Origin of the sequence: Pseudonocardia sp. EC080619-01 (genome assembly GCF_001420995.1) — a bacterium.
Lineage (GTDB): Bacteria > Actinomycetota > Actinomycetes > Mycobacteriales > Pseudonocardiaceae > Pseudonocardia.
In genome coordinates this window covers 2897533-2920527 of sequence record NZ_CP012184.1, presented here as the reverse complement: position 1 = coordinate 2920527, position 22995 = coordinate 2897533, and the positions used below count along the sequence as shown (strand labels likewise).

Annotated in this window: 23 protein-coding genes and 2 pseudogenes; 13 read left to right on the top strand and 12 right to left on the bottom strand. The window is 74.2% G+C overall.

Features of this window, described 5'->3' with window-relative positions; genetic code table 11:
* The first annotated feature begins 43 nt into the window (after positions 1-43).
* A complete protein-coding gene (locus AD017_RS37215) occupies positions 44-607 on the top strand; it encodes a TetR/AcrR family transcriptional regulator (RefSeq protein ID WP_033200591.1) in 564 nt (187 codons plus the stop codon).
* A gap of 88 nt (positions 608-695) precedes the next feature.
* Positions 696-1151 carry a hypothetical protein gene (locus AD017_RS13700; RefSeq protein WP_010241904.1) on the top strand — a complete coding sequence of 152 codons (456 nt, stop codon included), beginning with the start codon at positions 696-698 and terminating at the stop codon, positions 1149-1151.
* Positions 1152-1161: 10 nt separating this feature from the next.
* On the opposite strand, the gene AD017_RS13695 is transcribed toward AD017_RS13700, so the two are convergent.
* On the bottom strand, positions 1162-1470 hold the full coding sequence (locus tag AD017_RS13695) for a DUF6802 family protein (protein WP_060574452.1): 309 nt from the start codon (positions 1468-1470) through the stop codon (positions 1162-1164).
* 34 nt (positions 1471-1504) lie between these two features.
* On the bottom strand, positions 1505-2290 hold the full coding sequence (locus AD017_RS13690) for a hypothetical protein (protein WP_060574451.1): 786 nt from the start codon (positions 2288-2290) through the stop codon (positions 1505-1507).
* A 253-nt stretch (positions 2291-2543) separates the two neighbouring features.
* On the opposite strand from AD017_RS13690, the gene AD017_RS13685 reads away from it, so the two are divergent.
* From AD017_RS13685 to AD017_RS36265, 4 genes and pseudogenes are all read left to right on the top strand, one after another.
* A complete protein-coding gene (locus AD017_RS13685; RefSeq protein WP_227012742.1) occupies positions 2544-3506 on the top strand; it encodes a glycosyltransferase family 2 protein in 963 nt (320 codons plus the stop codon).
* Positions 3507-3583: 77 nt separating this feature from the next.
* Positions 3584-4588 carry a glycosyltransferase family 2 protein gene (locus tag AD017_RS13680; RefSeq protein WP_050802242.1) on the top strand — a complete coding sequence of 335 codons (1005 nt, stop codon included), beginning with the start codon at positions 3584-3586 and terminating at the stop codon, positions 4586-4588.
* Positions 4581-5378 carry a tRNA (guanosine(46)-N7)-methyltransferase TrmB gene (gene trmB, locus AD017_RS13675; RefSeq protein WP_060574450.1) on the top strand — a complete coding sequence of 266 codons (798 nt, stop codon included), beginning with the start codon at positions 4581-4583 and terminating at the stop codon, positions 5376-5378. The genes AD017_RS13680 and trmB overlap by 8 nt, the downstream gene beginning before the upstream one ends.
* 523 nt (positions 5379-5901) lie before the next feature.
* Positions 5902-7002 (top strand): annotated as a pseudogene (locus AD017_RS36265) (nitric oxide synthase oxygenase); the annotation flags it as partial.
* A 35-nt stretch (positions 7003-7037) separates the two neighbouring features.
* Here the strand turns inward: AD017_RS36265 and paaI are convergent.
* Positions 7038-7493 carry a hydroxyphenylacetyl-CoA thioesterase PaaI gene (paaI, locus tag AD017_RS13665; protein ID WP_060574449.1) on the bottom strand — a complete coding sequence of 152 codons (456 nt, stop codon included), beginning with the start codon at positions 7491-7493 and terminating at the stop codon, positions 7038-7040.
* Between the two features lie 82 nt (positions 7494-7575).
* On the opposite strand from paaI, the gene AD017_RS13660 reads away from it, so the two are divergent.
* Both AD017_RS13660 and AD017_RS13655 read left to right on the top strand, forming a co-directional pair.
* Positions 7576-8220 (top strand): NYN domain-containing protein, encoded by a 645-nt coding sequence (locus tag AD017_RS13660; RefSeq protein WP_029239764.1) that lies wholly within the window; start codon positions 7576-7578, stop codon positions 8218-8220.
* Positions 8220-9540, top strand: a pseudogene (locus AD017_RS13655) (amidohydrolase family protein). The gene AD017_RS13660 and the pseudogene AD017_RS13655 overlap by 1 nt, the downstream one beginning before the upstream one ends.
* Before the next feature lie 6 nt (positions 9541-9546).
* Here AD017_RS13655 and AD017_RS13650 read toward each other — a convergent pair.
* Together AD017_RS13650 and AD017_RS13645 are read right to left on the bottom strand one after the other, a co-directional pair.
* On the bottom strand, positions 9547-10767 hold the full coding sequence (locus AD017_RS13650) for a D-arabinono-1,4-lactone oxidase (RefSeq protein WP_060574448.1): 1221 nt from the start codon (positions 10765-10767) through the stop codon (positions 9547-9549).
* A 675-nt stretch (positions 10768-11442) separates the two neighbouring features.
* The gene (locus tag AD017_RS13645; RefSeq protein WP_060574447.1) at positions 11443-11901 is read right to left on the bottom strand and encodes a hypothetical protein; all 459 of its coding nucleotides are present in this window, start codon (positions 11899-11901) and stop codon (positions 11443-11445) included.
* A gap of 709 nt (positions 11902-12610) precedes the next feature.
* Between AD017_RS13645 and AD017_RS13640 the strand changes: the two genes are divergently transcribed.
* Entirely contained in the window at positions 12611-13825 is a 1215-nt protein-coding gene (locus AD017_RS13640; RefSeq protein ID WP_010226895.1) for an AI-2E family transporter, read from the top strand.
* A complete protein-coding gene (locus AD017_RS13635) occupies positions 13822-15480 on the top strand; it encodes an SDR family oxidoreductase (RefSeq protein WP_060574446.1) in 1659 nt (552 codons plus the stop codon). The genes AD017_RS13640 and AD017_RS13635 overlap by 4 nt, the downstream gene beginning before the upstream one ends.
* A 15-nt stretch (positions 15481-15495) precedes the next feature.
* Here AD017_RS13635 and AD017_RS13630 read toward each other — a convergent pair whose 3' ends face one another.
* Positions 15496-15858 (bottom strand): BlaI/MecI/CopY family transcriptional regulator, encoded by a 363-nt coding sequence (locus AD017_RS13630; RefSeq protein WP_010226892.1) that lies wholly within the window; start codon positions 15856-15858, stop codon positions 15496-15498.
* Between the two features lie 53 nt (positions 15859-15911).
* Entirely contained in the window at positions 15912-17042 is a 1131-nt protein-coding gene (locus tag AD017_RS13625) for a class I SAM-dependent methyltransferase (RefSeq protein WP_060576385.1), read from the bottom strand.
* A 236-nt stretch (positions 17043-17278) separates the two neighbouring features.
* Between AD017_RS13625 and AD017_RS13620 the strand changes: the two genes are divergently transcribed.
* Both AD017_RS13620 and AD017_RS13615 read left to right on the top strand, forming a co-directional pair.
* The gene (locus AD017_RS13620; RefSeq protein ID WP_157178939.1) at positions 17279-17797 is read left to right on the top strand and encodes a dTDP-4-dehydrorhamnose 3,5-epimerase family protein; all 519 of its coding nucleotides are present in this window, start codon (positions 17279-17281) and stop codon (positions 17795-17797) included.
* Positions 17798-17954: 157 nt separating this feature from the next.
* Complete coding sequence (locus AD017_RS13615; RefSeq protein ID WP_010226889.1) at positions 17955-18296, top strand: DUF3040 domain-containing protein; 342 nt, start codon at positions 17955-17957, stop codon at positions 18294-18296.
* A gap of 61 nt (positions 18297-18357) precedes the next feature.
* On the opposite strand, the gene dnaB is transcribed toward AD017_RS13615, so the two are convergent.
* From dnaB to rpsF, 5 genes are all read right to left on the bottom strand, one after another.
* A complete protein-coding gene (gene dnaB / locus AD017_RS13610) occupies positions 18358-19770 on the bottom strand; it encodes a replicative DNA helicase (RefSeq protein ID WP_060574445.1) in 1413 nt (470 codons plus the stop codon).
* A gap of 473 nt (positions 19771-20243) precedes the next feature.
* On the bottom strand, positions 20244-20723 hold the full coding sequence (gene rplI / locus AD017_RS13605; RefSeq protein WP_060574444.1) for a 50S ribosomal protein L9: 480 nt from the start codon (positions 20721-20723) through the stop codon (positions 20244-20246).
* Positions 20724-20737: 14 nt separating this feature from the next.
* The gene (rpsR, locus tag AD017_RS13600) at positions 20738-20974 is read right to left on the bottom strand and encodes a 30S ribosomal protein S18 (RefSeq protein ID WP_060574443.1); all 237 of its coding nucleotides are present in this window, start codon (positions 20972-20974) and stop codon (positions 20738-20740) included.
* A gap of 54 nt (positions 20975-21028) precedes the next feature.
* Positions 21029-21598 carry a single-stranded DNA-binding protein gene (locus AD017_RS13595; protein ID WP_060574442.1) on the bottom strand — a complete coding sequence of 190 codons (570 nt, stop codon included), beginning with the start codon at positions 21596-21598 and terminating at the stop codon, positions 21029-21031.
* Between the two features lie 13 nt (positions 21599-21611).
* The gene (gene rpsF / locus AD017_RS13590) at positions 21612-21926 is read right to left on the bottom strand and encodes a 30S ribosomal protein S6 (protein ID WP_029239343.1); all 315 of its coding nucleotides are present in this window, start codon (positions 21924-21926) and stop codon (positions 21612-21614) included.
* A 235-nt stretch (positions 21927-22161) separates the two neighbouring features.
* Between rpsF and AD017_RS13585 the strand changes: the two genes are divergently transcribed.
* Positions 22162-22935, top strand: a complete 774-nt coding sequence (locus tag AD017_RS13585) for a deoxyribonuclease IV (RefSeq protein WP_010226883.1) — start codon at positions 22162-22164, stop codon at positions 22933-22935.
* The last annotated feature ends 60 nt before the right edge of the window (positions 22936-22995 follow it).

Below are 22995 nucleotides of genomic sequence, written 5' to 3'. Positions count from 1 at the left end.
CGGCCGGGGCTGTGAGGCGGGGCACCGCCGGTAGGGTGCGCGCATGGCGGAGCGGCGGAACGCAGCAGGACCGGCCCGCGACCGCGTGCTCGACGCGTACGAGACCCTCCTGATCGAGCAGGGGCCCGGCGGGGCCACGCTGGACGCCGTCGCCGCGTCCGCCGAGGTCTCCAAGGGCGGGCTGCTCTACCACTTCAACTCGAAGGAGTCGCTGGCCTCCGGCCTGCTGGACCGGCTGCGGCAGCGCAGCGCCACCGACGCCGAGTTCATGCGCGGCGACGACGAGGGCGCGGTGGCCTACTACCTCCGCACCTCGGTGCCCGGCGGCGGCTCGCCGGCCGGCCTGACCCGCACCTACCTCGCGACGCTGCGGATCGCCGACGGCACCACCTCCGGCGAGCTCGCCCGGGAGGCCCTGGCCGCCGTCGACGCCGACGGCCTCGCCGCGCTCCGCGAGGAGATCACCGACCCGGTCCTCGCGTGGCTGGTCCAGCTCGTCGGCGACGGCCTCTACCTCCGCACGCTCACCGGCGCACCGCTGACCGGCGGCGTCTCCCCGGAGGAGCTGCTCGACACCCTCAGGGCGCTGCTCGCCGCACGCCCCTGAACCGGATGAACCCCGGACGCGCGGAGCGCGTCGGAGCGGTCGCTCAGGGTAGGCTCGCACCCTGGTCGGACACGGGGAGGGGCCCACTGTGGAGGGAACCGGCGGCTACCTGACGCTGGTCGTCATCGGCGTGCTGATCACGGTCGGTGTCGGCCAGATCCTGCTCCGCTCCGGGAAGCCGTTCCTCGAGGACGTCTTCCAGAGCAAGGAGACCGCCGACTCGATCAACCGTCTGCTCGTCGTGCTGTTCCACCTGCTCACCCTGGGTGTGCTCGCGATGATCTCGATCGCGGACTTCCCCCAGGACGCGGGCCCGGCGCAGACGATCGTCTTCAAGATCGGCGTGGTGCTGCTGCTCGTCGGGATCGCCTACGGCATCTGCATGCTGGTGCTGCTGCGGATCCGGGAGCGTCGCCGGCAGATGAAGATGTCCGCGGACATCGACCAGAAGATCGCCGAGCAGCGGCGCGGAGCGGGCCGGTTCCGGCGCGGCGGTGCGGCGGAGCCCGAGCCGCGGTCGCCGTCGGAGCAGCCGGAGGACTGAGCCCCGGCTCCTACCTCCCCGCCTCCAGGGTGCGGGCGACCAGGTCGTCGAACGGTCCGACGTGCCGGACGTGGTCGGCGAGGCCGTCGCCGTCGAGGTCCGACCAGATCGACGTACCACCCGGGACGTCGACGACGAGCGCGTCCGGCGCACCGTCGCCGTCGGTGTCGCGGGCGGCCGGGCCGCTCACCGGAACCCGCGGGCCCCCGGCCGGGAGGTTCCCGGAACCCCTCGGCACCGGCACCGCGAGCCACCAGGGGGCCGCCCCGGCCGCCGCCGCGGCGGCCGTCGTCCCCCAGGGCCACCGCACGGCCGGCACCGGACCGCTCGTGTGCCGGGCCGCGGCGCGCCCGTCAGGCCGCACGACCGGCCCCGCCTGCCGACCCCGTGCCGCGCCCGGCGCCGGTCACGACACCGCGCAGCGCCGCCCGCACCCCGGCGGCCGGCCGTGCCGGCGCCCCCGCCGCGCGCTCGACGTCCAGTGAGCGGCGCACGAGCTCCCGTTCCGCCGCGGCGAGCACCGCCGTCCGCACCCGCGCCGCGACCTCGCGGGCCCGCGTCTCCCGGACCGCCCGCACCCGCAGGCCGGCACCCGCCCCCGCCAGCAGCAGCACCCCGGACAGCACGAGCAGCGCTCCCGGCCAGGCCGCGGGCAGCGCGCGGCCGGCGCCGGCCAGGCCGGAGACCGCGGATCCCGACAGCACCGTCCCGGAGAGCACCGCACCCGACAGGCCGGCACCCGGCGCGCCGCGCCGCGCCGGCCGCGCGGGGGACGACCGACGCCGGGGGCGCGGCAGCGCCCCGGTGGCCGCGGAGATCAGCGGCGGCGCGGCCGGTCGTGACGCACCGTGAGTGATCCGTGTCACTTCCAACCTCCGATGCCGCAACGCCCCCGCGGCTGCGGCGCGGCGGGACGCGGGGCCCGCGGCGCGGGCCCAGGCGTCGTCGAACGCCCGCGCCGGCCCGCCGAGCTCCGCCGCCCACCAGGCCGGGTCCACGGCCCGGCGCGGCTGCCGGGCCGCGCGCTCCACCAGACCGTCGACCTGCGACGACAGTGCTGCGACACAGTCCATCCTGGCCAGTGCGAGCACCGGGCGGAGCTCGGCCGCGAGGAGGGCGGGACGGCGGTTCGGCGACATGTGGACAGGGTGGTGCGTCCCGTGCGGCGGGGGATGCGTAGGACTGCGCAACCACCCCCGCCGGTCCGGCGGACCGGGACATGGACCACGCTGAACCGCGCGCTGGATGCGGACGGATCAACCTACCGGGGCAACCCCTTCGGTGGCCCGCACGTCTGCACAGTCGGGGCCGAGGAAGCCGCCCGACACGAGAACCGCAACCAGACCGTGACTTCGTCGTTGGACGAGTAGAGCGGACCTGTATGGAGGAAGTGTGAGCGCCGTTACGCCCGCCCGCCCGGCCGTCACGCCCGAGTCGAGCGCGCCCGCGCGCCCGGGGCACCAGACCGGCACCGGAGTGGGACAGACGCCCCTCCCGGCGACCCCTGCCCGGCCCCACGGCGGTTCCCGGCCCCCGCAGCCGGAGGGCCCCGAGGGCTTCCGGCGCCCGCGGCCCCGTCCGGCCCCGCGCCGCAGCGCGAACCCGGCCGTCTCGGTGATCGTGCCGACCCGCAACGAGGCGCGGAACCTGGAGATCGTGCTGCCGGCCATCGCCGCGGTGCGCCCGGCCGTGCACGAGGTCATCGTGGTCGACGGCAACTCGACCGACAACACGGTCGCCGTCGCCCGGCGCACGCTGCCCTGGTCCCGCGTGATCACCCAGACCCGCAAGGGCAAGGGCAACGCGATGGCCTGCGGATTCACCGCCGCGACCGGTGACGTCATCGTCATGTTCGACGCCGACGGCTCGGCCGACCCGAACGAGATCCCGGCCTTCGTCGACGCGCTGGTGAACGGCGCCGACTTCGCCAAGGGCAGCCGGTTCTGCAAGGGCGGCGGCTCGGACGACATCACGCTGCTGCGCAAGTCCGGCAACGCCGGGCTGAACACCGTCGCGAACCGGCTGTTCGGCACCCGCTACTCCGACCTCTGCTACGGCTACAACGCCTTCTGGGCCGACCTGATCCCGCAGCTGGAGCTGCCGGACCCGGCCGCCCCGCAGCCGGAGGACGGCTCGATGCTCTGGGGCGACGGCTTCGAGATCGAGACCGTCCTGAACTGCCGGGTCGCCGCGGCCGAGCTGAAGATCACCGAGGTGCCGTCCGTCGAGCGTGAGCGCATGTTCGGCGAGACCAACCTGCGGACCTTCGCCGACGGCACCCGGGTGCTGCGTACCCTGATGGCCGAGCACCGTCGCATGGAGCAGCGCCGCAAGTCCTCGGGCTACGCCCGCTGACGCTGCTCGACGACACCCACCCACCGGTCGCGCGACCCGCGACCGTGGTGTGCGCCGACCCGAGGAGCGAGAACGCCGTGAGCGCCCTGCCGACCGCCAGTGTCGTCGTCTGCGTCTACACCGAGAAGCGCTGGTTCGACATCAAGGCCGCCGTCGAGTCGGTCGAGGCCCAGGAGGTCCGGCCGGTCGAGACGATCGTGGTTGTCGACCACAACGACCGGCTGCTCGAGCGCGCCGAGCAGGAGTTCGGGCCGCGCGGCGTCGTCGTCGTGGCGAACGAACGCACCCAGGGCCTGTCCGGCGCGCGGAACACCGCGGTCGAACTGGCCTCCGGCGAGGTCGTCGTCTTCCTCGACGACGACGCGTCGGCCCGCCCGGGCTGGCTGGCCGCGCTGCTCGCGCCCTACGCCGACCCGGACGTCGTCGGGGTCGGCGGGATCGCGCACCCGAAGTGGCCCGACGGGCGTCCGCGCACGCTCCCCGGCGCCACGCCGGGCGACCGCGACGCGACCGGCGAGCTGGACTGGGTCGTCGGCTGCACCTACACCGGCCAGCCCACCGAGCGCGCCGAGATGCGCAACCTCATGGGCTGCAACATGTCGCTGCGCTCCGAGGTGTTCAAGCGGGTCGGCGGCTTCGCCGAGGACATGGGCCGGATCGGGAAGAACCCGCTGGGCTGCGAGGAGACCGAGCTCTGCATCCGGGCCCGGCAGGCCTACACCGCCGACGGCCGGAACCCCCGGATCCTGTTCGAGCCGAGGGCCGCGGTCGACCACCGCGTGTCCGACGACCGGGTCTCCTGGAAGTACCTGCTGCGCCGCGGCTGGGCCGAGGGCATCTCGAAGGCGGCCGTCTCCAAGGTCGTCGGCACCGGTGACTCGCTGTCCACCGAGAGCAGCTACACCATGAAGGTGCTGCCCAAGGGCGTGGTCCGCGAGGCACGTGACCGCAACCCCGCCTCGGCGGCCGCGATCGTCGCCTGCTTCGGCGTGACCGCCGCGGGCTACGTGCGCGGCCGGCTGCCCGGCGCGACCGCGCACGTGCGGCTGCCCGCCGCCGGCCGGAACGACCCCGGTGCCTGAGCAGGCCACCGACCCCCGCGACACCCGGATCCGCTCCTACGTCCACCAGCGCGTCCGGCTCTCCGACGGCCAGGAGTCGGCCTGGCGCCGGCTGTGGCCGGTGTGGGGCGGGGAGATCGGCGAGATCGTCGGCTCCGGCACCTGGGACCCGCACGCCGCCTTCGGCCGCACCGCGCCGGTGCTGCTGGAGATCGGCTCCGGGATGGGGGAGACGACGGCGCTGCTGGCCGCGGCCGAGCCCGGGATCGACCACGTCGCGGTCGAGGTCTACGAGCCGGGGCTGGCCCAGCTGCTCATGCGCGTCGAGCAGGGCGGACTGGCCAACCAGCGGCTGCTGCGTGGCGACGCCGTCGAACTCCTGCAGCACGCGGTGGCGCCCCGGTCGCTGGACGGACTGCGGATCTTCTTCCCGGACCCGTGGCCGAAGCGGCGCCACCACAAGCGGCGGCTGATCCAGCCGGAGTTCGTCCAGCTGGCCGTGTCGCGGCTGGTCCCCGGTGGGCTGCTGCACCTGGCCACCGACTGGCCGCACTACGCCGAGCAGATGCGCCGGGTGGTCGCAGCGGAGCCGGACCTGCGTCCGGACGACGCCTTCCCGGTGGGCCCGGACGGCTGGCAGGCCAGGCCCGGCTGGCGTCCGGTCACGAAGTTCGAGGACCGGGCACAGGAGGAGGGGCGCCCCGTCCGTGACCTCCTCTACGTCGCTGATCACGGAAACGCCCCCGATGACATACCCAGAGTGACCGACTACGGTCGTGACATCCCCCGAGATGTATCCCCGCTCGAGTGACCCCCGAAGGACGCCCGTGACGACGGTGGAGCACGCCACGAGCCAGCAGCAGCCTGCGCCCGCGCAGCCGACCCAGCCGGTGCGGCGCCCGTCCGGCTTCCGCCCGAGCCCGACGCCGCGCACCCCGGACGGCCCGCGGACGGCGCCGTCGGAGGGCGCCCCGGCGCCCGGAACCGACACCTCCGGGGGTCCCGCGGAGCAGCGGACCCGGGTGGTCGCCGTCGTACCGCTGGCGGGGGCCGTCGAGGCCACGACCGCAGTACCGGTCGCGCCGGACGCGGGCGCCGAGGCGACCGCGGTCGTCACCCGCGAGCACGTCGACCAGGCCACCGTCGCGACGCCGGCGCCCGAACGGGCGACCGTCGCCGTCCCGGCGCGGGAGGCCGAGCAGGCGACCGTCCTCAACCGGGTCGACGGCCCCGGCGCCGCGACGACGGCCGTCCCGGCCACGCAGCGCGGCTGCCCCGTCACCGGGCACGGCCGGTCCGGCGGGCACCCGCCGCCCTCCGGGGTCGCCGACGAGCGGAACCCGCGCCCGGTCGACCCGGCCGTCGCCGAGGATTTCCTGCGTCAGGTGTACGTCGAGACGCAGCCGGAGACGCCGCTCGCGGAGCGGCTCCGCCAGGTCCGCGGCGAGATCGACCGGAGCGGCACGTACACCCACACCACGCACGAGCTCGTGTTCGGCGCCCGGGTCGCGTGGCGGAACTCGGCGCGCTGCATCGGCCGGCTCTACTGGCAGTCGCTGCAGGTCCGCGACCTGCGGAACCTGCACGACCCGGCGGACGTCGCACAGGAGAGCGTCGGGCACCTGCGGGCGGCCACCCGCGGCGGGAAGATCCGCTCGACGATGACGGTGTTCGCACCCGACGCCCCCGGCCGCCCCGGTCCGCGGATCCGCAACGACCAGCTCGTCCGGTACGCGGGCCACCGCAACCCGGACGGCTCCGTGACCGGTGACCCGGCGCAGACCGGCTTCACCGACCACGTCGTCGCGATGGGCTGGCCGCGTCCGCAGCCGCGGGGCCGGTTCGACGTGCTGCCGCTGCTGATCACCGGTCCGGACGGCCGGTCCCGGCTGTTCGACGTCCCGCCGGACGCCGTGCACGAGGTCCCGCTGCGCCACCCCGAGCACCCGTGGTTCGCGCGGCTGGGCCTGCGCTGGCACTCGGTGCCCGCGATCAGCAACATGCCGCTGGAGATCGGCGGGATCACCTATCCGGCGGCCCCGTTCAACGGCTGGTACCTCGACACCGAGATCGGCGCCCGCAACCTGGCCGACCCGGACCGCTACGACCTCCTGCCGGAGATCGCCACCCGGCTCGGCCTGGACACCCGGTCCGTCCGCACCATGTGGAAGGACCGGGCGATGGTGGAGCTGGTCCGCGCCGTCACCTACTCGTTCGACGCCGACGGCGTGACCATGGCCGACCACCACTCGGAGTCCGAGCGGTTCCTCCGCCACCTGGAGAAGGAGGAGGCCGCCGGACGCAGCTGCCCGGCGGACTGGAGCTGGATCGTCCCGCCGATGTCCGGCTCGCAGACCCCGGTCTTCCACCGGTACTACGACGAGCCGGACGCCTCGCTGCGCCCCGCCTTCCTGGAGCCGCACGGCCTGAGCTGAGCCCTCGTGAGTGGGTTGATTCGGTCAGGACCGACTCAACCACTCACGGGCGGCGGAGCCGCCAACCCCGGCACGAGCCGCGTCCGTCCGCGGAACTCCGCGACGACGGTGCCGTCCCCGGTCCGGACGGTGACGTCGTAGAGCCCGGACCGTCCCGCGAGCGACCGCTCGACCGCCTCGGCGGTGAGCACCTCGCCGGTAGCTGCCGGCCGCAGGAACGCGATGTCCGCTCCGGTCGCGAGCGCGGACACCCCGTAGGCGTTGCAGGCGTACGCCATCGCCGAGTCGGCCAGCAGGAAGAGGTAGCCGCCGTGGCAGACGCCGTGGCCGTTCGCGTGCTCGCCGGAGACCGTCATCGTGGCGACCGCCCGGCCCGGCCCGACGTCGACGATCTCGACGCCCGCCGCCCGTGCGGCGTGGTCCGCGGCGCGCATGGCCGCGGCCGACTCCTCGGCGGTCCGCTGCGGATCCGTGGTTCCCGTCTCGCTCACCGGTGCAGTCTCTCCCGGCGGCCCACGACCGCCGGTACCGGCGCCTCGATCGCTCCGCCCCGCGGAGACTAGGCTCGCCGTCATGAGCAGCGGCGCGGGGCAAGACGGACGGGGCGTGCCGACGGGGCCGCTGGAGCGGGTCCTGCTGGTCTGGGACGCCCCGAACATGGACATGAGCCTCGGCTCGCTGCTCGGCGCCCGTCCGACCTCGGCCTACCGCCCGCGGTTCGACGCCGTCGGCCGCTGGCTGCTCGATCTCGCGGGCACCGAGGCCGAGGCCGAGGCGTGCGTGTTCACCAACGTCGCCCCGGGCAGCATCGAGATCGTCCGCCCGTGGGTGGAGGCGCTGCGGAACGTCGGGTTCGCGGTCTTCGCCAAGCCGAAGACCAGCGACGACTCCGACGTCGACGACGACATGCTCGCCCACATCGACCTCCGGTCGGGCGAGGGGCGGCTGCGCCACGTCGTCGTCGCCTCCGGGGACGGACGTGCGTTCAAGGACCCCCTCGAGAAGCTCGTCGAGGGCGGCACCGACGTCACGGTGATCGGCTTCCGGGAGTACGCCGGGTTCGCCCAGGCGTCCGAGGTCATCTCGTTCCTCGACCTCGAGGACATGGACGGGGTGTTCCGCGAGCCGCTGCCGCGGGTCTCCCTGGACACGCTGCCCGACGAGGGCGCCTGGCTGCCGCCGTTCCGCTCGCTGCGCTCGCTGCTCGAGCGGCGCTGATGGCGGTCCTGCAGCGGCTGACCGCGCCGGTGGCGCTCAGCTGCGCGCCCGGCTTCCCGATCGTCCGGGACGCGGTGCTGGACGTCGACGACACCGGCCGGATCGCCTGGTTCGGCCCGGCGGCGTCGGCCCCGGCGACCGACGCCGTCGTCCGGCCTGCTCATGCCCGGGCTGGTCAACACGCACTGCCACACTCCGATGTCGCTGCTGCGCGGGATGGGCGGCGACCTGCCGCTGATGCCGTGGCTGACCGACGTCATGTGGCCCGCGGAGGGCCTGCTCACCGAGTCCGACGTGCACGCCGGGATGCTCGCCGGCTGTCTGGACCTGCTGCGGACCGGCTGCACCACCAGCGTGGAGATGTACTTCTACACCGACGCGCTGGTCGACGCCGTCCGCACCGCAGGGTCCCGCGCGGTGCTGACGCCCGGGATCATCGCCGCGCCCGGCTGGGACCGGCTGGGGACCTGGGAGCAGATGCGCGACGACGTCTCCGCCCGGATCGACGCCCACGGCGTGATCCCGGACGCCGACGGCCGGATCGAGCTCGGCTACGGCCCGCACTCGGCGTACACGCTGCCGCCCGGGGCGCTGGAGTCGGTGTCCGAGGCCGCCCGGGAGCGGGGCGCGCTGGTGCACACCCACGTCGCGGAGTCCCGTGGCGAGGACTCGGCAGTGCGGGACTCGCACGGCTCGGTCCCGGCCATGCTCGACGCCGGCGGCGCGCTCGGCGGGCGGATGCTGGCCGCGCACTCGGTGCACCTGTCCGACGACGACATCGACACCTACGCCCGGCACGGCGTCGCGGTCGCGCACTGCCCCGGCTCCAACGCCAAGCTCGCCGCCGGCACCGCCCGGCTGCTGGACCTGCGGCGGGCCGGGGTCCCGGTCGGCCTCGGTACGGATGGCCCGGCGTCGTGCGACGACCTGGACCTCTGGCACCAGGCCCGGCTGGCCGGGCTGCTGGCCCGGGTCGGGTCCGACGACGCGGCCGCGCTCACCGCCGCCGACGTGCTGCTGATGGGCACCGCGGACGCCGCGCACGCGATCGGCCGCGACGACCTCGGGGTGCTCGAGGCCGGCCGCCGGGCCGACGTCGTGCACGTCGACACCGACGACTCGGCCTTCGTCGCGCCGGAGGACGACGCCCAGCTGGTGTCCAACCTGGTCTGGGCGGGCGGGTCCCGCCTGGTACGCGACGTGTGGGTGGGCGGCGAGCAGGTCGTCGCCGGCGGGGAGCCGACGATGGCCGACCGCCGGGAGTCCCTCACGGCCGTCCGCGCGATCTCGGCCCGGCTGCGCGAGACGCTCGCGCGCTGACCCGGCTCAGGACCCGAGTACCGCGGCGAGGTACGGGTCGGTGAACCGGCGGTCCGGGTCGAACCGGTCGCGGACCTCGGCGAACGCCCCCCAGCCCGGGTAGGCGACGGCGAGCTCGTCGGGTCCCCACTCGTGGCGGGTCGTCCAGCACGGGCGACCGGCGGCGTCCTCCAGCACCGCGCAGGCGAGGCGCCGCACGGGTTCCTCCGCGGGTCCGCGCGTCCGGATCCGCAGGTAGGCGGTGTCCCGGCCGGACGCCGGGTGCAGCAGGCCGGTATCGGCGCGCCCGGTCCGCACCCGGACCGGGCGCAGTTCCTGCCCGCGGGCGGCAACGGCGGCGCCGAGCTCGCGCAGCACGGTCCCGAGCGCGGCCCGCGGGACCGCCCACTCGGCCAGGTCCGGGTCCCACGGCTGCGGGTCGGGCAGCACCTCGTGCGGGGGCCCGGCGGTGCCCGGGGCCCAGCGCTGCGGCGGCGGCCACGCCGAGCGCGACTGCCACCACGACGACGCCAGCCGTGACACGGCCTGCCCCCAGCCGCCCCGGCCGGCGGGCTCGCCATCGGGGTCCTCGTCGGGCTCCGGTTCGGCCCACCGCAGCACGGCCTGTCCGGTGTGGACGGCGACGTCGCACTCGGTCCAGGCGTGCCCGATGAGCCCCCCGTCGGCGAGGACGTCGGCGAGCGCGGTCGCCTCCTCGTGCACCCGCAGCCGGCGCAGCGGGACGGTGCGCAGCTCCAGCGCGGTGACCACCCCGAGCGCGCCGAGCCCGCAGCGCGCGGCGTCGAGGTCCGGTCCGGTTACCTCGCGGACGGTGCCGCGACCGTCGACCAGCCGGACAGCGACGACCTGGTCGGAGAGCGAGCCCCGGTCCGGCGCGCCGCCGGCCATCCCGAGCCCGGTGGCGCCGGCGACCGTCGCGCGGGGGGCGTCGGGGACGGTGGCGAGCGCACGCCCGGAGGCGGCCAGCTCGGTGCAGAGCGCCGCGACGGTCTCGCCGCCGCGGACCCGGACGGTGTCCGCGCCGATCCCGACGACGCCGGTCAGCGCGGAGGCGTCGAGCAGCACGTCGTCGGTGCGGACCAGCGGGCCGGGTACCCGGCCACCGGCGCCGGTGGGGCGCACCGCGGTGCCGCGCTCGGCGGCGCGCCGCACCGCCGTCACCACGCCCGCCTCGTCGAGCGGGCGGTCGGTGCGACGGGGGCCGGTCGCCGCGGCGTCGGTGCTCATCGGATGAAGGGTAGAACGCGCGGGGTCACCGTGCGCATCGATTCGTGTGCGACACGGACACCTCCGCGGGACGGCCGGTGGGGCACCGGTGAACCGGGTGACTGCTGTGCCACACGGGACGGGAGAACGGACCTGCTCACACCCCTTGTGACCCGGACGGCCGACCGATACGGTCACACTCCGTGGCGATCTTGTCGCCACCCGAGACCGGGCCGACGACGTCCCGCTCTCGACGGACCGCCCTGTCCGGAACCGCGCTCCCCACGGCTCCGGGCACGGGGTCACCGCACCCGGCGCCGCACGACCGCGCCGGACGGGTGCGCACAGGCGCGAGGGCCGGGTCCGGTGTCGGCTCCCTCCGACTCCGGGCCCGGCGCTCGCCTTGCGTGCTGACGACCCAGCTCCCCAGCCGGTCGTCATCCACCCCGCGGCCCAAGGTTCCGCGGGACGTCTCGTGCGGCCTGCCCGATCCCCGTCGGGCGGGCCGCGGTCTCCGGCCGGTCCCCACCGGCCAGGGTGTTGCGGGTACTCCCCGTCGGGCGCGTCGCCGTGCCCTCGTCATCCGGGACGTGCCGGACGCCGTTCGGTTGCCTGCGCCGCGCCCGGCGGTGCGATCCGCTCCGGCAGGGCCCGACGCCCACCCCGGAGCCGGTGCGACCGGGACGCAGGACGCGGTCAGGCGCTGCGCGCCGTCCGGTGCCGGCCCGCCCCGCCGAGCAGGTCCACGACCGCGGCGCGGTCGGCGGCCCGGCGGGCGTCGCGACGGCGGCGCAGCATCGCCATGGCAGCGTCGCCCGGTGCGTTCGCCGCCTGCCGGTCCGGCGCCTCCGCCTGCGCGGGGACCGGCGCGGCGAGCGGGTCGGCGTGGAACGCCGCCATGGTGTCGGCGGTCCGGGACGCGTCCCGCCGGGTGGTGCGCACGGTCGCCCGGTGCACCCGGCGGACCGCGTTGCCGGTGGGGCCGCGGTCCCGCCAGCCACCGACCGTGAGTGCGTGGAAGATCGGGGTCTCATCGTGGATCTCGGCGTGCGACTCGTGCCGGCCCGGGAACGGCCAGCCGTCCCGGTCGGCGCGCCGCGCCCGGATCGAGGCCTCGAGACCACCGCAGCCGGGAACGTCTTCGAACTCGTACACCCGCCGTACCTCCTGCTCCCCTGACGTCCGTCGCAGGCCCTGCCGGATTCCGCCGGAAACCGCACCCGGCGTACCGCCGTTCGGCCCACTCACCCCGTCAACGGGTGACACACGAGCGGGGAAACGGTGGTTACAGCTCCTCTCCGAGGTCCCCTCGTACGGGTGGCGTAGCCAGAGGGTCACACTCGGTTGTGTACATGGAGAGTGTGCATCCAGGGTCCTTGTGGAGCAGTACGTAGTCGTGGTCCGGTCGGAGAGGCCGGCCGCGACGCGGCACACCTCTCGCCACGCGTGCAGATCGCCACGTAGAAACCGTTGTGCCGCATTGCGTGACCAGCACGCCACCCGTCGGTGTCCATGACGGACCTCAGAGTGTCCACTACACGTGTGTAGTTCGACGTTCGGTGATCACAGGACGCGACGACTGCTCCGTCCTCCCGCGCACTGGGCCGACCGAGCGGCGCTCGGGCTCACCGGATCGCGCACCGCGCCCAGCGGGCGGCACGGGTCTAGCGTCAGGCGCATGACGGAGCGGAGCGGGGCGGCGGACACCCCGCGGGAGCCCGACGGGGCACCTCCCGGGGACGGTCCGCGTGCTGCTCCGGAGACGGTGTCCGGTTCTCCCGCGCCCGCCTCACCCGCTCCCGCCTCTCCGGCGCCGGGCCCGGGAACAGCCCCGGAGACGGCAGCGGAGCCGCACGGTGCCGAGGTGGACGGGCACGCGGCGAGCGGTCCCGACGGTGCCGTGCCCACCGGCCGGACGGCCGCCGAACCGCCCCGCGACGAGGACGTCCCGCAGCGCTTCCGCAGGCCCCCGCCCCGCTCCGAGGTCCCCTCCCCGCTCCGGATCGCCTCCGAGGTGTGCGCCCGGATGCTGGTGATCGCCGCCGGCCTGGCACTGCTGATCTTCGTGGCGGTCCAGCTCCGGGTGGTCGTCATCTCGGTCGCGATCGCGGTGCTGCTGGCGGCGCTGCTCGCCCCACTGGTGCAGTGGCTGCACGACCACCGCGTGCCGCGTTCCCTCGCGACCGGGCTGGTGATGGTCGGCGGGCTCGCCGCGCTCGGCGGGCTGCTCACGGCCGTCGTCAACACGCTGGTCGACGGGACGTCCGACCTGATCGGGCAGCTGACCATCAGCGTCGCGTCGCTGCAGGGCCTGGTCGACGCGACCCCGTTCGACGTGAACGTCGAGCAGCTCGGCACCCAGCTGCTGCAGACCCTGCAGGACAACCAGCAGACCCTCACCTCCGGCGCGGTGAGCACCGCGGCGACGGTCGGGGAGGTACTCGCCGGGTTCGCCCTCTGCCTGTTCGCGCTGATCTTCATGCTGTACGACGGCTCGCGCCTCTGGTCGTTCCTCCGGCTCCTGGCCCCCGCCCGGCGCCGCGAGCGGGTCGACGTCGCCGGCCGCCGCGCCTTCGCCTCGCTGGTCGGGTACGTCCGCGCGACCGTCCTGGTCGCGATCGTGGACGCGATCGGGATCGGGCTCGGGCTGTGGATCACCGGCGTACCGCTGGCCCTGCCGTTGACGGCGCTGGTGTTCGTCGGCGCGTTCGTCCCGATCGTCGGCGCGGTGCTGACCGGGGGGATCGCCGTGCTCATCGCGCTGGTCGCGAACGGGATCGGCACCGCACTCGTCGTGCTCGGGGTGGTGCTGGCCGTGCAGCAACTGGAGAGCCACGTGCTGCAACCGGTGCTGATGGGCCGGGCCGTGCGGTTGCACCCGCTCGCGATCGCCCTCGCGGTGGCGGCCGGTGTCGTCATCGCCGGGATCACCGGCGCGCTGCTCGCCGTCCCGCTGATGGCGGTGCTCACCGCGGCGGTCCGGTCCCTGGCCGCGCCGCACGAGGTCGCACCGGAGCAGGTGGACCCGCTGCTGCCACGCGACGCCAATCCGGCGACCGCCCCCACCCGTGACGCGTGACCCTGCCGTCCGGGCGCACCGGTGGCACGATCGCCGTCGTGCGTTATCTCGTCACGGGAGCGACCGGTTACATCGGCGGGCGCCTCGCGCCCCGGCTGCTCGGGCACGGTCCCGAGGACGACCTGACCCCGGATCCGGCGTCCGGTCCGGTGCAGGTGCGGTGCCTGGTCCGGAACCCGGACAAGCTGGCCGACGTGCCCTGGGCGGCCGACGCCGAGATCGTCCGGGGGGACCTGCTCGATCCGGCGAGCGTGCGTGCCGCGTGCACCGACGTCGACGTCGTCTACTTCCTCGTGCACTCGCTGTCCGACACCGACTTCGCCGCCACCGACCGGCGGGCGGCGCTGATCCTCGGCGAGGCCGCACGCGAGGCCGGGGTGAAGCGGATCGTCTACCTGGGCGGCCTGCACCCCGACGACGATCCGGACGAGCTGTCGGCGCACCTGGCGTCCCGGGTGGAGGTGGGGGAGACCCTGCTGCGGTCCGGGGTGCCGACGGTCGTCCTGCAGGCCGCGGTGATCCTCGGGTCCGGCTCGGCGAGCTTCGAGATGCTGCGCCACCTGACCGAGCGGCTGCCGGTGATGGTCACCCCCCGCTGGGTCCACAACCGCATCCAGCCGATCGCGGTGCGGGACGTGCTGCGCTACCTGATCCGGGTCGCGGAGATCCCGGAGGAGCTGAACCGGACCTTCGACATCGGCGGTCCGGACGTCCTGTCCTACATCGAGATGATGCGCCGTTACGCCGCCGTCGCCGACCTGGGCAGGCGCCGGGTGCTGCCGGTGCCGGTGCTGTCGCCCGCGCTGTCGGCCCACTGGGTGAACGTCGTGACCCCGGTGCCGAAGTCCATCGCGAAGCCGCTCATCGAGTCACTGGTGCACGAGGTCGTCTGCACCGAGAACGACATCGCCGACCACGTGCCGGATCCGCCCGGTGGGCTGATCGGCTACGAGCGGGCCGTCGGGCTCGCCCTCGCCCGGATCACCGGCGGCGAGGTGGAGACCCGCTGGTCCGGCGCGACGGTGGAGAACGTGCCGTCCGATCCGCTTCCGAGCGACCCGGACTGGGCCGGGGGCAGCGTCTACCTCGACGAGCGCGAGCAGCCGACGTCCGCGTCACCGGAGCGCTTGTGGACGGTCATCGAGGGCATCGGGGGTGAGCGGGGCTGGTACTCGTTCCCGCTGGCCTGGTCGGTGCGTGGCTGGATGGACCGGGCCGTCGGAGGGGTCGGGCTGTCCCGCGGCCGGCGCGACCCGGACGACCTGCACACCGGCGACGCCCTGGACTGGTGGCGGGTCGAGCGGCTGGTCGAGCCGGGTGGGAGCCGCTCGCCCGGCAGCGACCTCGGACCACAGGAGGGGCTCCTGCGGCTGCGCGCCGAGATGAAGGTGCCCGGACAGGCGTGGCTGGACATGTCGGTGACCCCGCGCGACGGCGGCTCCACCTACCACCAGCGGGCCGTCTTCATCCCGCACGGGCTCCCCGGCTACCTGTACTGGTGGTCGGTGGCCCCGTTCCACGGGATCGTGTTCGGCGGGATGGTCCGCAACATCACCCGGACCGCCGAACGTTCCGGTGACGACGGCGACGTCCCCGCGAGCAGGCGGCCGGCCTGGCTGCGCTCCCGGGCCCGGCGCGCGGACCGCGCCGCCTGAGGGCCGCCGCCCGGATCAGCCCCGGTCCGGGCCGGCCAGGGCGTCGCGCAGGACGGCGGACTCCCGTTCGGAGACCGAGCGCGCGAAGTGCATCAGGACGGCCTCGGTGTCACCGCCGGTGTCGAGCAGGTCCCGCAGTGCCCGCGCGGTCTCCTCCTCGCGGCTGGCCGCGGGGCGGTAGAGGTAGGCACGGCCGTCGAGCTCGCGGCGCACCCAGCCCTTGCGGTGCAGGTTGTCGAGCACGGTCATCACCGTGGTGTACGCGAGCGGACGCTCCGGGGCCAGACGCAGCCGGACGTCACGGACGCGGAGCGGCTCGTCGCCGGACCACAGCACGTCCATCACGACGGCCTCGAGCTCACCCAGTCGACCCCGCATCCCGCCTCCCGGACACAGGGTAGCCGCAACCCCCCATGCTCCCCCGGTCGGGATCAGCCGGCGAACACCCCCGGAACGGGCTTGACCAGCCGCGGGACCGGATCGAGGACGACCCAGCGACCGCCGGCCGCCTCGATCTCCGGCAGCGCCGCACGCACCTCGTCGGCGAGCTCGGCCAGGAAGAGCACGACCCGGTCCGGGCGTAGGGCGGCCAGCTCCGCGGGGGACACGATCGGGATGTCGGTGCCGGGCATCCGGCGGCCCTGCTTGGTGGGCGATGCGTCGCCGACGGCGGCCAGCAGGCCGGCGTCCAGCCCCGCGTGACACATCACCGGCACCGCCCTCGACGCGGCGCCGTACGCGGCCACGGTGCGCCCGGCCCGCCGCTCCGCGTCCAGCCACCCCCACAGGTCGTGGGCCCGGTCGGCGGACCGCTGCAGCCCGGCGAGCCCGCCCGGGGTGGTGACGCCCTGCTCGTCCTCCTCGCGGAGCAGGCGCCGGGTCCCGGTGTCCGGCGTCGCACCGGCCCGGGCTGTCACCAGGAGCGTCCCGCCGGACAGCGGGTACCGCCAGGCCCGGTGCACGGCCAGGCCGTACCGGCGCAGCGCGGTGTCCAGCGCGGGCAGCGACCAGTACGCGTAGTGGCCGTGCCGCAGGTCGTACCACTGGCCGTCACGCAGGACGGTGCCCAGCGACAGCAGCTGCAGGGCGAGCGTCCCACCCGGCGCGAGCACCCCGGCCCGGCGGCGCAACGCGGCGTCCTGGTCGGGCTCGTGCAGCAGTCCGTAGAAGTCGACGACGAGGTCGGCGGTACCCGGCGGGGCGGCGTGCCCGGCGTCCGTCATCCCGCGCCCCGTCAGGCGCGGCAGCCACGACTCGCCGTGCGGGCTGCCGTACTCGACGACCCGATCGCCCGGCCGGACCAGTCCCTCCCGGACCAGCCGCTCCACGGCGCGGTCGCTCTGCTCGGCGACCGCCCGCGGTTCGACGCCGAGAATCTCCTCGCCCACGTCCGCACCGGCCTCGAGCTGAGCCAGTCCGCAGGAACGGCACAGCCACATCCGCAACGGCGATACGGGATCGGGCAGCGGCGTGGCGGCCGGCGGCATGCTGTCCCACGGGGGCTGTTCGCCCAGGTCCAGGACGATCCCACCCTGCTCACCGCGGCAGGAGCGACAGCGCATCCGGTCCGGCACACACCCTCCCGACCACGGTCACGACCGCCGGCCCGGCGATCAACTATCCGGGATAGTAGTAGTCGGCACTGAGCGGGCTCTGCGCACCCGTTCGGAGTAGTGAAGTCTCGCGGAGCGTCACCGAGGACCCGATCACTCGTTGTCGTCACCGGTACGCGAGATCGATCGCACCGCGCCCGGCGCGCGGCGGGCGGCCACGACGACGGGAGCAACAGGTGCAGGTGGTGACGACCGTGGTGCCGGGTGCGCTGCTGCTCGACGCCACGGCACCCGGTGGCGGCCCGGGTGCGGCCGTCGACCCGGGAGCGTTCACCGTCCGTCGTCGGCGGCGTCCCGCCGACGGCGCCGTGCACGGGCTGCACGGCCACCCCGACGGCGCCGTCCTCCTCGGCGTCCCGCGCGGGTCCGGCTACGCCGTCGTGATCGACACCCGGCCGGCGGCCGAGACCTTCGGACGGCTCGCCGTCGCGTTGCTCGACGGCCCGCGCACCCTGCTGGTCCCGCCGGGCTGCCTCTACGGCGTGCAGGCGGTCACCGGCAACACACTGGTCGAGATCCGGACGGCCACCCGGCCGTCCCGCCGGGACCGGCTCGAGGTCGACCCCGACGACCCCGACCTGAAGATCCGCTGGCTGCGTCCGCGCCCGGTGCGGACCCCGGCCGACGACCGTTCCTGGGCCGGGCTCTGCACCCGGCTCGGCGCCCCGGCCGGCCCCCGTCACGACCGCGTCTCGCTCTGGTGAGCCGGCCGCGGGTGAGCCGCGGCACGTGTGACGCCGCCGCCCCCGCGCCGAAGATCACGATTCGGTCACGTACTGTCGCATCAGCCCGGATCGACGACGCCCCTGGCGTTCCGCCGGCACGTGGTGTGCCGTCCGAGACCCTAAGAGGGGTGTTGCAGTGCTCAGCGACCGTGAGCGCCGTCGGCTGCACGAGATCGAGGTGCAGCTGCGACTGACCGACCCGCGCCTGGTGCGGCGTTTCGCCGCACTGGCGGCAGCAGGCCGCGTACCGATCGGGCCGGGTGGGCTGCTGAGCGGTCTCTCCGGCAACGGCGGCGGCCGCTCCGTGCACCGCTCGGGCCCGCTCCCCTCGACCCTGCTGGGTCTCTCCCTGCTGGTGCTGCTGGTGGGCGCCGTCGCGGTCAGCGTGCCGGTCGTGATCGCCGGCATCGTGCTGGCAGCCCTGTCCCTGGGTGTCGCCGCGACGACGGGCCCGCGGGCCCAGCCCGGTACGGCCTGACCGTCCCCGCCGAGCCCGCCGGGCCCCGCCTCTCGCGGGCGGGACCGCCGCCCGGCGCGGCTCAGCCGTGCGCCAGGTCGGAGAACCGGCTGTAGTGCAGCTGGTGGGCCACCGTGATCGTCGTGGTCGGGCCGTTACGGTGCTTGGCCAGGATCAGGTCCGCCTCGCCGGCGCGCGGATCGTCCTGTTCGAACGCGTCGGGCCGGTGCAGCAGGACCACCATGTCGGCGTCCTGCTCGATCGAACCGGACTCACGCAGGTCCGACAGCATCGGCCGCTTGTCCGTGCGCTGCTCGGGACCACGGTTCAGCTGGCTCATCGCGACCACCGGCACCTCGAGCTCCTTCGCGATCAGCTTGATCTGACGCGAGAACTCGGACACCTCCTGCTGACGCGACTCGACCTTGCGGCCCGAGGTCATCAGCTGCAGGTAGTCCAGGATGATCAGCTTGAGGTCGTTGCGCTGCTTCATCCGGCGCGCCTTGGCCCGGATCTCCATCAGCGTCAGGTTCGGTGAGTCGTCGATGTAGAGGGGCGCCTCGGAGATCTCCGACATCCGCCGCGCCATCCGCGTCCAGTCCTCGTCGGACATCCGGCCCGCGCGCATGTCGGCCAGCCGGATCCGCGCCTCCGCCGAGAGCAGACGCATCACGATCTCGGACTTGCTCATCTCCAGCGAGAAGAACGCACTGGTCATGCCGTTCTTGATGGAGCACGACCGGGCGAAGTCCAGGCCGAGGGTCGACTTGCCCAGACCCGGACGGGCCGCGACGACGACCATCTGCCCCGGGTGCAGGCCGTTGGTCACGGCGTCGAGATCGGCGAACCCGGTCGGCACGCCCGCGGCCATCCCGCCCTGGGAGGCGATCGCGTCGATCTCGTCCATCGTGGGCTGGAGGAGCTCCTCCAGCACCGTGTAGTCCTCGGTGGTGGTGCGCTCGGTGACCTCGTAGACCGCGGCCTGTGCCCGGTCGACGACCTCCTCGACCTCACCGCCCTCGTTGCCGTGGTAGCCGAGCTGCACGATCCGGGTGCCGGCCTCGACCAGTCGCCGCAGGATCGCCTTCTCCCCGACGATCTCGGCGTAGTACGCCGCGTTCGCCGCGGTCGGCACGGTCGCGATCAGGGTGTGCAGGTACGGCGCCCCTCCCAGCCGCACGAGCTCGCCGCGCCGCTGCAGCTCCGCCGACACGGTCACCGCGTCGGCCGGCTCACCACGGCCGTAGAGGTCCAGGATCGTCTCGTAGACGGTCTGGTGCGCGGGCCGGTAGAAGTCCTCCGGGCGCAGCACCTCGACCACGTCGGCGATCGCGTCCTTGCTCAGCAGCATGCCGCCGAGCACGGACTGTTCCGCGGTGAGGTCCTGTGGGGGCTGACGGTCGAAGGCGCCGTTGCCGCCTTCACCGGAGCCACCGGCCTCGCCGTCACGGACGGCCCGAGGCCGCCCGGCAGGACGGTCGTCGGTCAGAGCCATACGCAGCGTCACCCCCGGTGAACAGCTTAACGAACACACGTTCGATGCGCGAGCGACGGATGGGTGCCGCCCGCGCTGATCTCCCGCGATCTCCGGCTCTCACGGCGACGCCCGTGCGCGGATCGCGCACGGCCTCTCACCGGGCCGGTACGACCGAGGCTAGGTCGGTGCGGGCACCGCGCGCGAACCGGTCTGGTGATCGACTTGGGGATGAACTGTGCACCAACACCGCCCATCCCGGGACCGTGCTGTGGACATGTTGGGGACAACAGCCGGATTCGTGCCGGAACAGCAGGTCAGAGGCATGGGGACGGGTGTGGACAACTTTGCTCTGGCGTGTCGGCGCAGACCTCTCGTGGGCGTGTCGGACTCCCCGGGGCACCGCTCACCGTCCGTCGCGTCCACAACCCCCTCCGACGACCGGGGCGTCACCCTGCGGCGTGTCGCCTGCGTGACAACGGATCCCGCCCCATTCACTCGACAGGGTGTCGCAGTCCACGTAGGACTCCGGAGGGCGAGACCGCGATCGGCAGCTCGGTGGTGACCTCCGGGTGCAGGCGGACCTGCACCTGGTGCTTGCCCAGGGTCTTGATGTGACCCGGGACGTCGACCGTCCGCTTGTCCAGCGCCGGGCCGCCCGCGGTCTTCACCGCGTCGACGACGGCAGCCGGCGTGACCGAACCGAACAGACGACCGCTGGCGCCAGCCTTGGCCGGCACGGTGACGTTCAGGTTCTTCAGCTGCGAGTCGACCTGCTGGGCGTGGCCCAGGTCGCGGATCTCGCGGGTCTTCTGGGCCCGGCGGATCTGCTCGACCTGCTTCTCGGCGCCACGGGTGGCGACGACCGCGAGCTTGCGCGGCAGCAGGTAGTTACGGCCGTAGCCGTCCTTGACCTCGACGATGTCACCCGGGGCGCCCAGGTTCGGGACGTCGGCGTTGAGGATGAGCTTCACGTGTCTCCCCTTCCTCAGCGAGCGGTCGAGGTGTAGGGCAGCAGGGCCACCTCGCGGGAGTTCTTGACCGCGACGGCGACGTCACGCTGGTGCTGCCGGCAGTTGCCGGTCACACGGCGGGCGCGGATCTTGCCCCGGTCGGAGATGAACTTCCGCAGCAGACCGGTGTCCTTGTAGTCGATCGGCTGGGCCTTGTCCTTGCAGAAAGCGCAGACCTTCTTCTTCGGCTTGCGCACGATGACCTTGGCCATGGTGGTGCTCCTGGAGTAGTCCACCGCCCGTGACGGGCGGGATGCGAACGTGGATCAGAAGGGGGGCTCGTCGTCGGACGCCGCTCCGCTGCCCGCGGGCGGGGCCGAACCCCAGGGGTCGTCATAGCCGCCGGAGTTGCCTCCACCGGACCCGCCGCCGCCTTGCTGGCCGCCGCCGAATCCGCCACCGCCGCCGCCGTCGTAGCCGCCACCACCGCCGCCGCCACCGAAGCCACCGGAGCCTCCGCCCCGGCTGACCTTGTTGACCTTGTTGACCTTGGCGGTCGCGTAGCGGAGCGAGGGACCGACCTCGTCGACCTCCATCTCCACGACGGTGCGCTTCTCACCCTCGCGGGTCTCGAAGGACCGCTGGCGGAGACGCCCCTGCACCACGACCCGCGCACCGCGGGTCAGCGACTCGGCGACGTTCTCCGCCGCCTGCCGCCAGATGTTGCAGCGCAGGAACAGCGCCTCCCCGTCCTTCCACTCGCCGGACTGGCGGTCGAAGGTGCGCGGTGTGGACGCGACGGTGAAGTTGGCGACCGCGGCGCCGGAGGGGGTGAACCGCAGCTCGGGATCCGCCGTCAGGTTGCCCACGACGGTGATCACGGTCTCGCCGGCCATGACTGCCCCTCTCTCAGCCGGCGGCGGGCGCCGGCGTGCGGGTGACGTCCTTGCGCAGCACCTTGGTGCGCAGCACGGACTCGTTCAGGCCCAGCTGGCGGTCCAGCTCGGCGACGGTGGCCGGCTCCGCGGCGATCTCGACGACCGCGTAGATGGCCTCGCCCTGCTTCTTGATCTCGTAGGCCAGCCGGCGCTTGCCCCAGACCTCGATCTTCTCGATCGATCCGCCGTCGCTCTTCACGACGGTGAGGAACTGCTCCAGGGACGGCTGCACAGTGCGCTCGTCCAGGCTGCCGTCGAGGATGACCATGACCTCGTAATGACGCATGAGAACCACTCACCTCCTATGGACTCGTGACGGTCACGACCCCGACGGCCGTGACAGGAGGTTCTCAGTGCCCCCCGACAGTTCTCGATCCGCGACGACGTCGCGGCGACGACACTGCAGGAGAGCCGGGAAAGGTTACCAACGCCCGTCCGGGCCCCGACCTGCGGGTACACCGCTCCCGGGTCCCCGGGGCGGCGGGCGCCCGCTGTCGGGGGGCCTCGCTACCGTTGCCCGCATGCAGATCGGAGCACACGTCCGGGACGCCGAGGACCCGCTGGCCGAGGCCGGCGAGGTGGGCGCCGAGGTGATCCAGCTCTTCCTGTCCGACCCTCAGGGCTGGAAGAAACCGCCACCGCACCCGCGCGCGGCGGAGCTGGCGGCCTCCGAGGTCGCGGTGGTCGTGCACGCGCCCTACACCGCGAACGTCGCGTCGACGAACAACCGGATCCGCATCCCCTCCCGCAAGATCGTCCAGCAGCACCTGGCGGGTGCGGCCGAGGTCGGCGCGTTCGGCCTGGTCGTGCACGGCGGTCACGTCACGAAGGACGACGACCCGGCCACCGGTGTCGACAACTGGCGCAAGTTCGTGGAGCGCCAGGCCGGTGAGCACGGGTTCGACGTACCCGTCCTGATCGAGAACACCGCCGGCGGGGACAACGCGATGGCCCGCCGGTTCGACGCGCTCGGCCGGCTGTGGGACGCGGTCGGCGAGTTCGGCGTCGGGTTCTGTCTCGACACCTGTCACGCCTTCGCCGGCGGGGAGGAGCTGGCCGGTCTCGTGGAGCGCGCCCGGGCGATCACGGGGCGGATCGACCTGATCCACCTGAACTCTTCGCGCGACCCGTTCGACTCGGCCCGCGACCGGCACGCCAACATCGACTCCGGGACCATCCCGCCGGACGAGCTGGCCGCCGTCGTCGCCGAGGCCGGTGCCCCGGTCGTGGTGGAGACCCCGGCCGAGGGGCAGGCCCGCGACATCGCCTGGCTCCGCGAGCACGCCACGGCCTGAGCCTCACCGGGCCACCGGGCCACCGGGCTCACCGGGCTCACCGGGCTCACCGGGCTCACC

What these genes read in the sequence shown, in the direction of transcription:
- AD017_RS37215 (WP_033200591.1), top strand. Translation starts at nt 44, where the DNA reads ATGGCGGAGCGGCGGAACGCAGCAGGACCGGCCCGCGACCGCGTGCTC.
- AD017_RS13690 (WP_060574451.1), bottom strand. Translation starts at nt 2,290, where the DNA reads ATGTCGCCGAACCGCCGTCCCGCCCTCCTCGCGGCCGAGCTCCGCCCG.
- AD017_RS13660 (WP_029239764.1), top strand. Translation starts at nt 7,576, where the DNA reads ATGAGCAGCGGCGCGGGGCAAGACGGACGGGGCGTGCCGACGGGGCCG.
- AD017_RS13650 (WP_060574448.1), bottom strand. Translation starts at nt 10,767, where the DNA reads ATGAGCACCGACGCCGCGGCGACCGGCCCCCGTCGCACCGACCGCCCG.
- AD017_RS13630 (WP_010226892.1), bottom strand. Translation starts at nt 15,858, where the DNA reads ATGCGGGGTCGACTGGGTGAGCTCGAGGCCGTCGTGATGGACGTGCTG.
- AD017_RS13625 (WP_060576385.1), bottom strand. Translation starts at nt 17,042, where the DNA reads ATGCGCTGTCGCTCCTGCCGCGGTGAGCAGGGTGGGATCGTCCTGGAC.
- dnaB (WP_060574445.1), bottom strand. Translation starts at nt 19,770, where the DNA reads ATGGCTCTGACCGACGACCGTCCTGCCGGGCGGCCTCGGGCCGTCCGT.
- rpsR (WP_060574443.1), bottom strand. Translation starts at nt 20,974, where the DNA reads ATGGCCAAGGTCATCGTGCGCAAGCCGAAGAAGAAGGTCTGCGCTTTC.
- AD017_RS13595 (WP_060574442.1), bottom strand. Translation starts at nt 21,598, where the DNA reads ATGGCCGGCGAGACCGTGATCACCGTCGTGGGCAACCTGACGGCGGAT.
- rpsF (WP_029239343.1), bottom strand. Translation starts at nt 21,926, where the DNA reads ATGCGTCATTACGAGGTCATGGTCATCCTCGACGGCAGCCTGGACGAG.
- AD017_RS13585 (WP_010226883.1), top strand. Translation starts at nt 22,162, where the DNA reads ATGCAGATCGGAGCACACGTCCGGGACGCCGAGGACCCGCTGGCCGAG.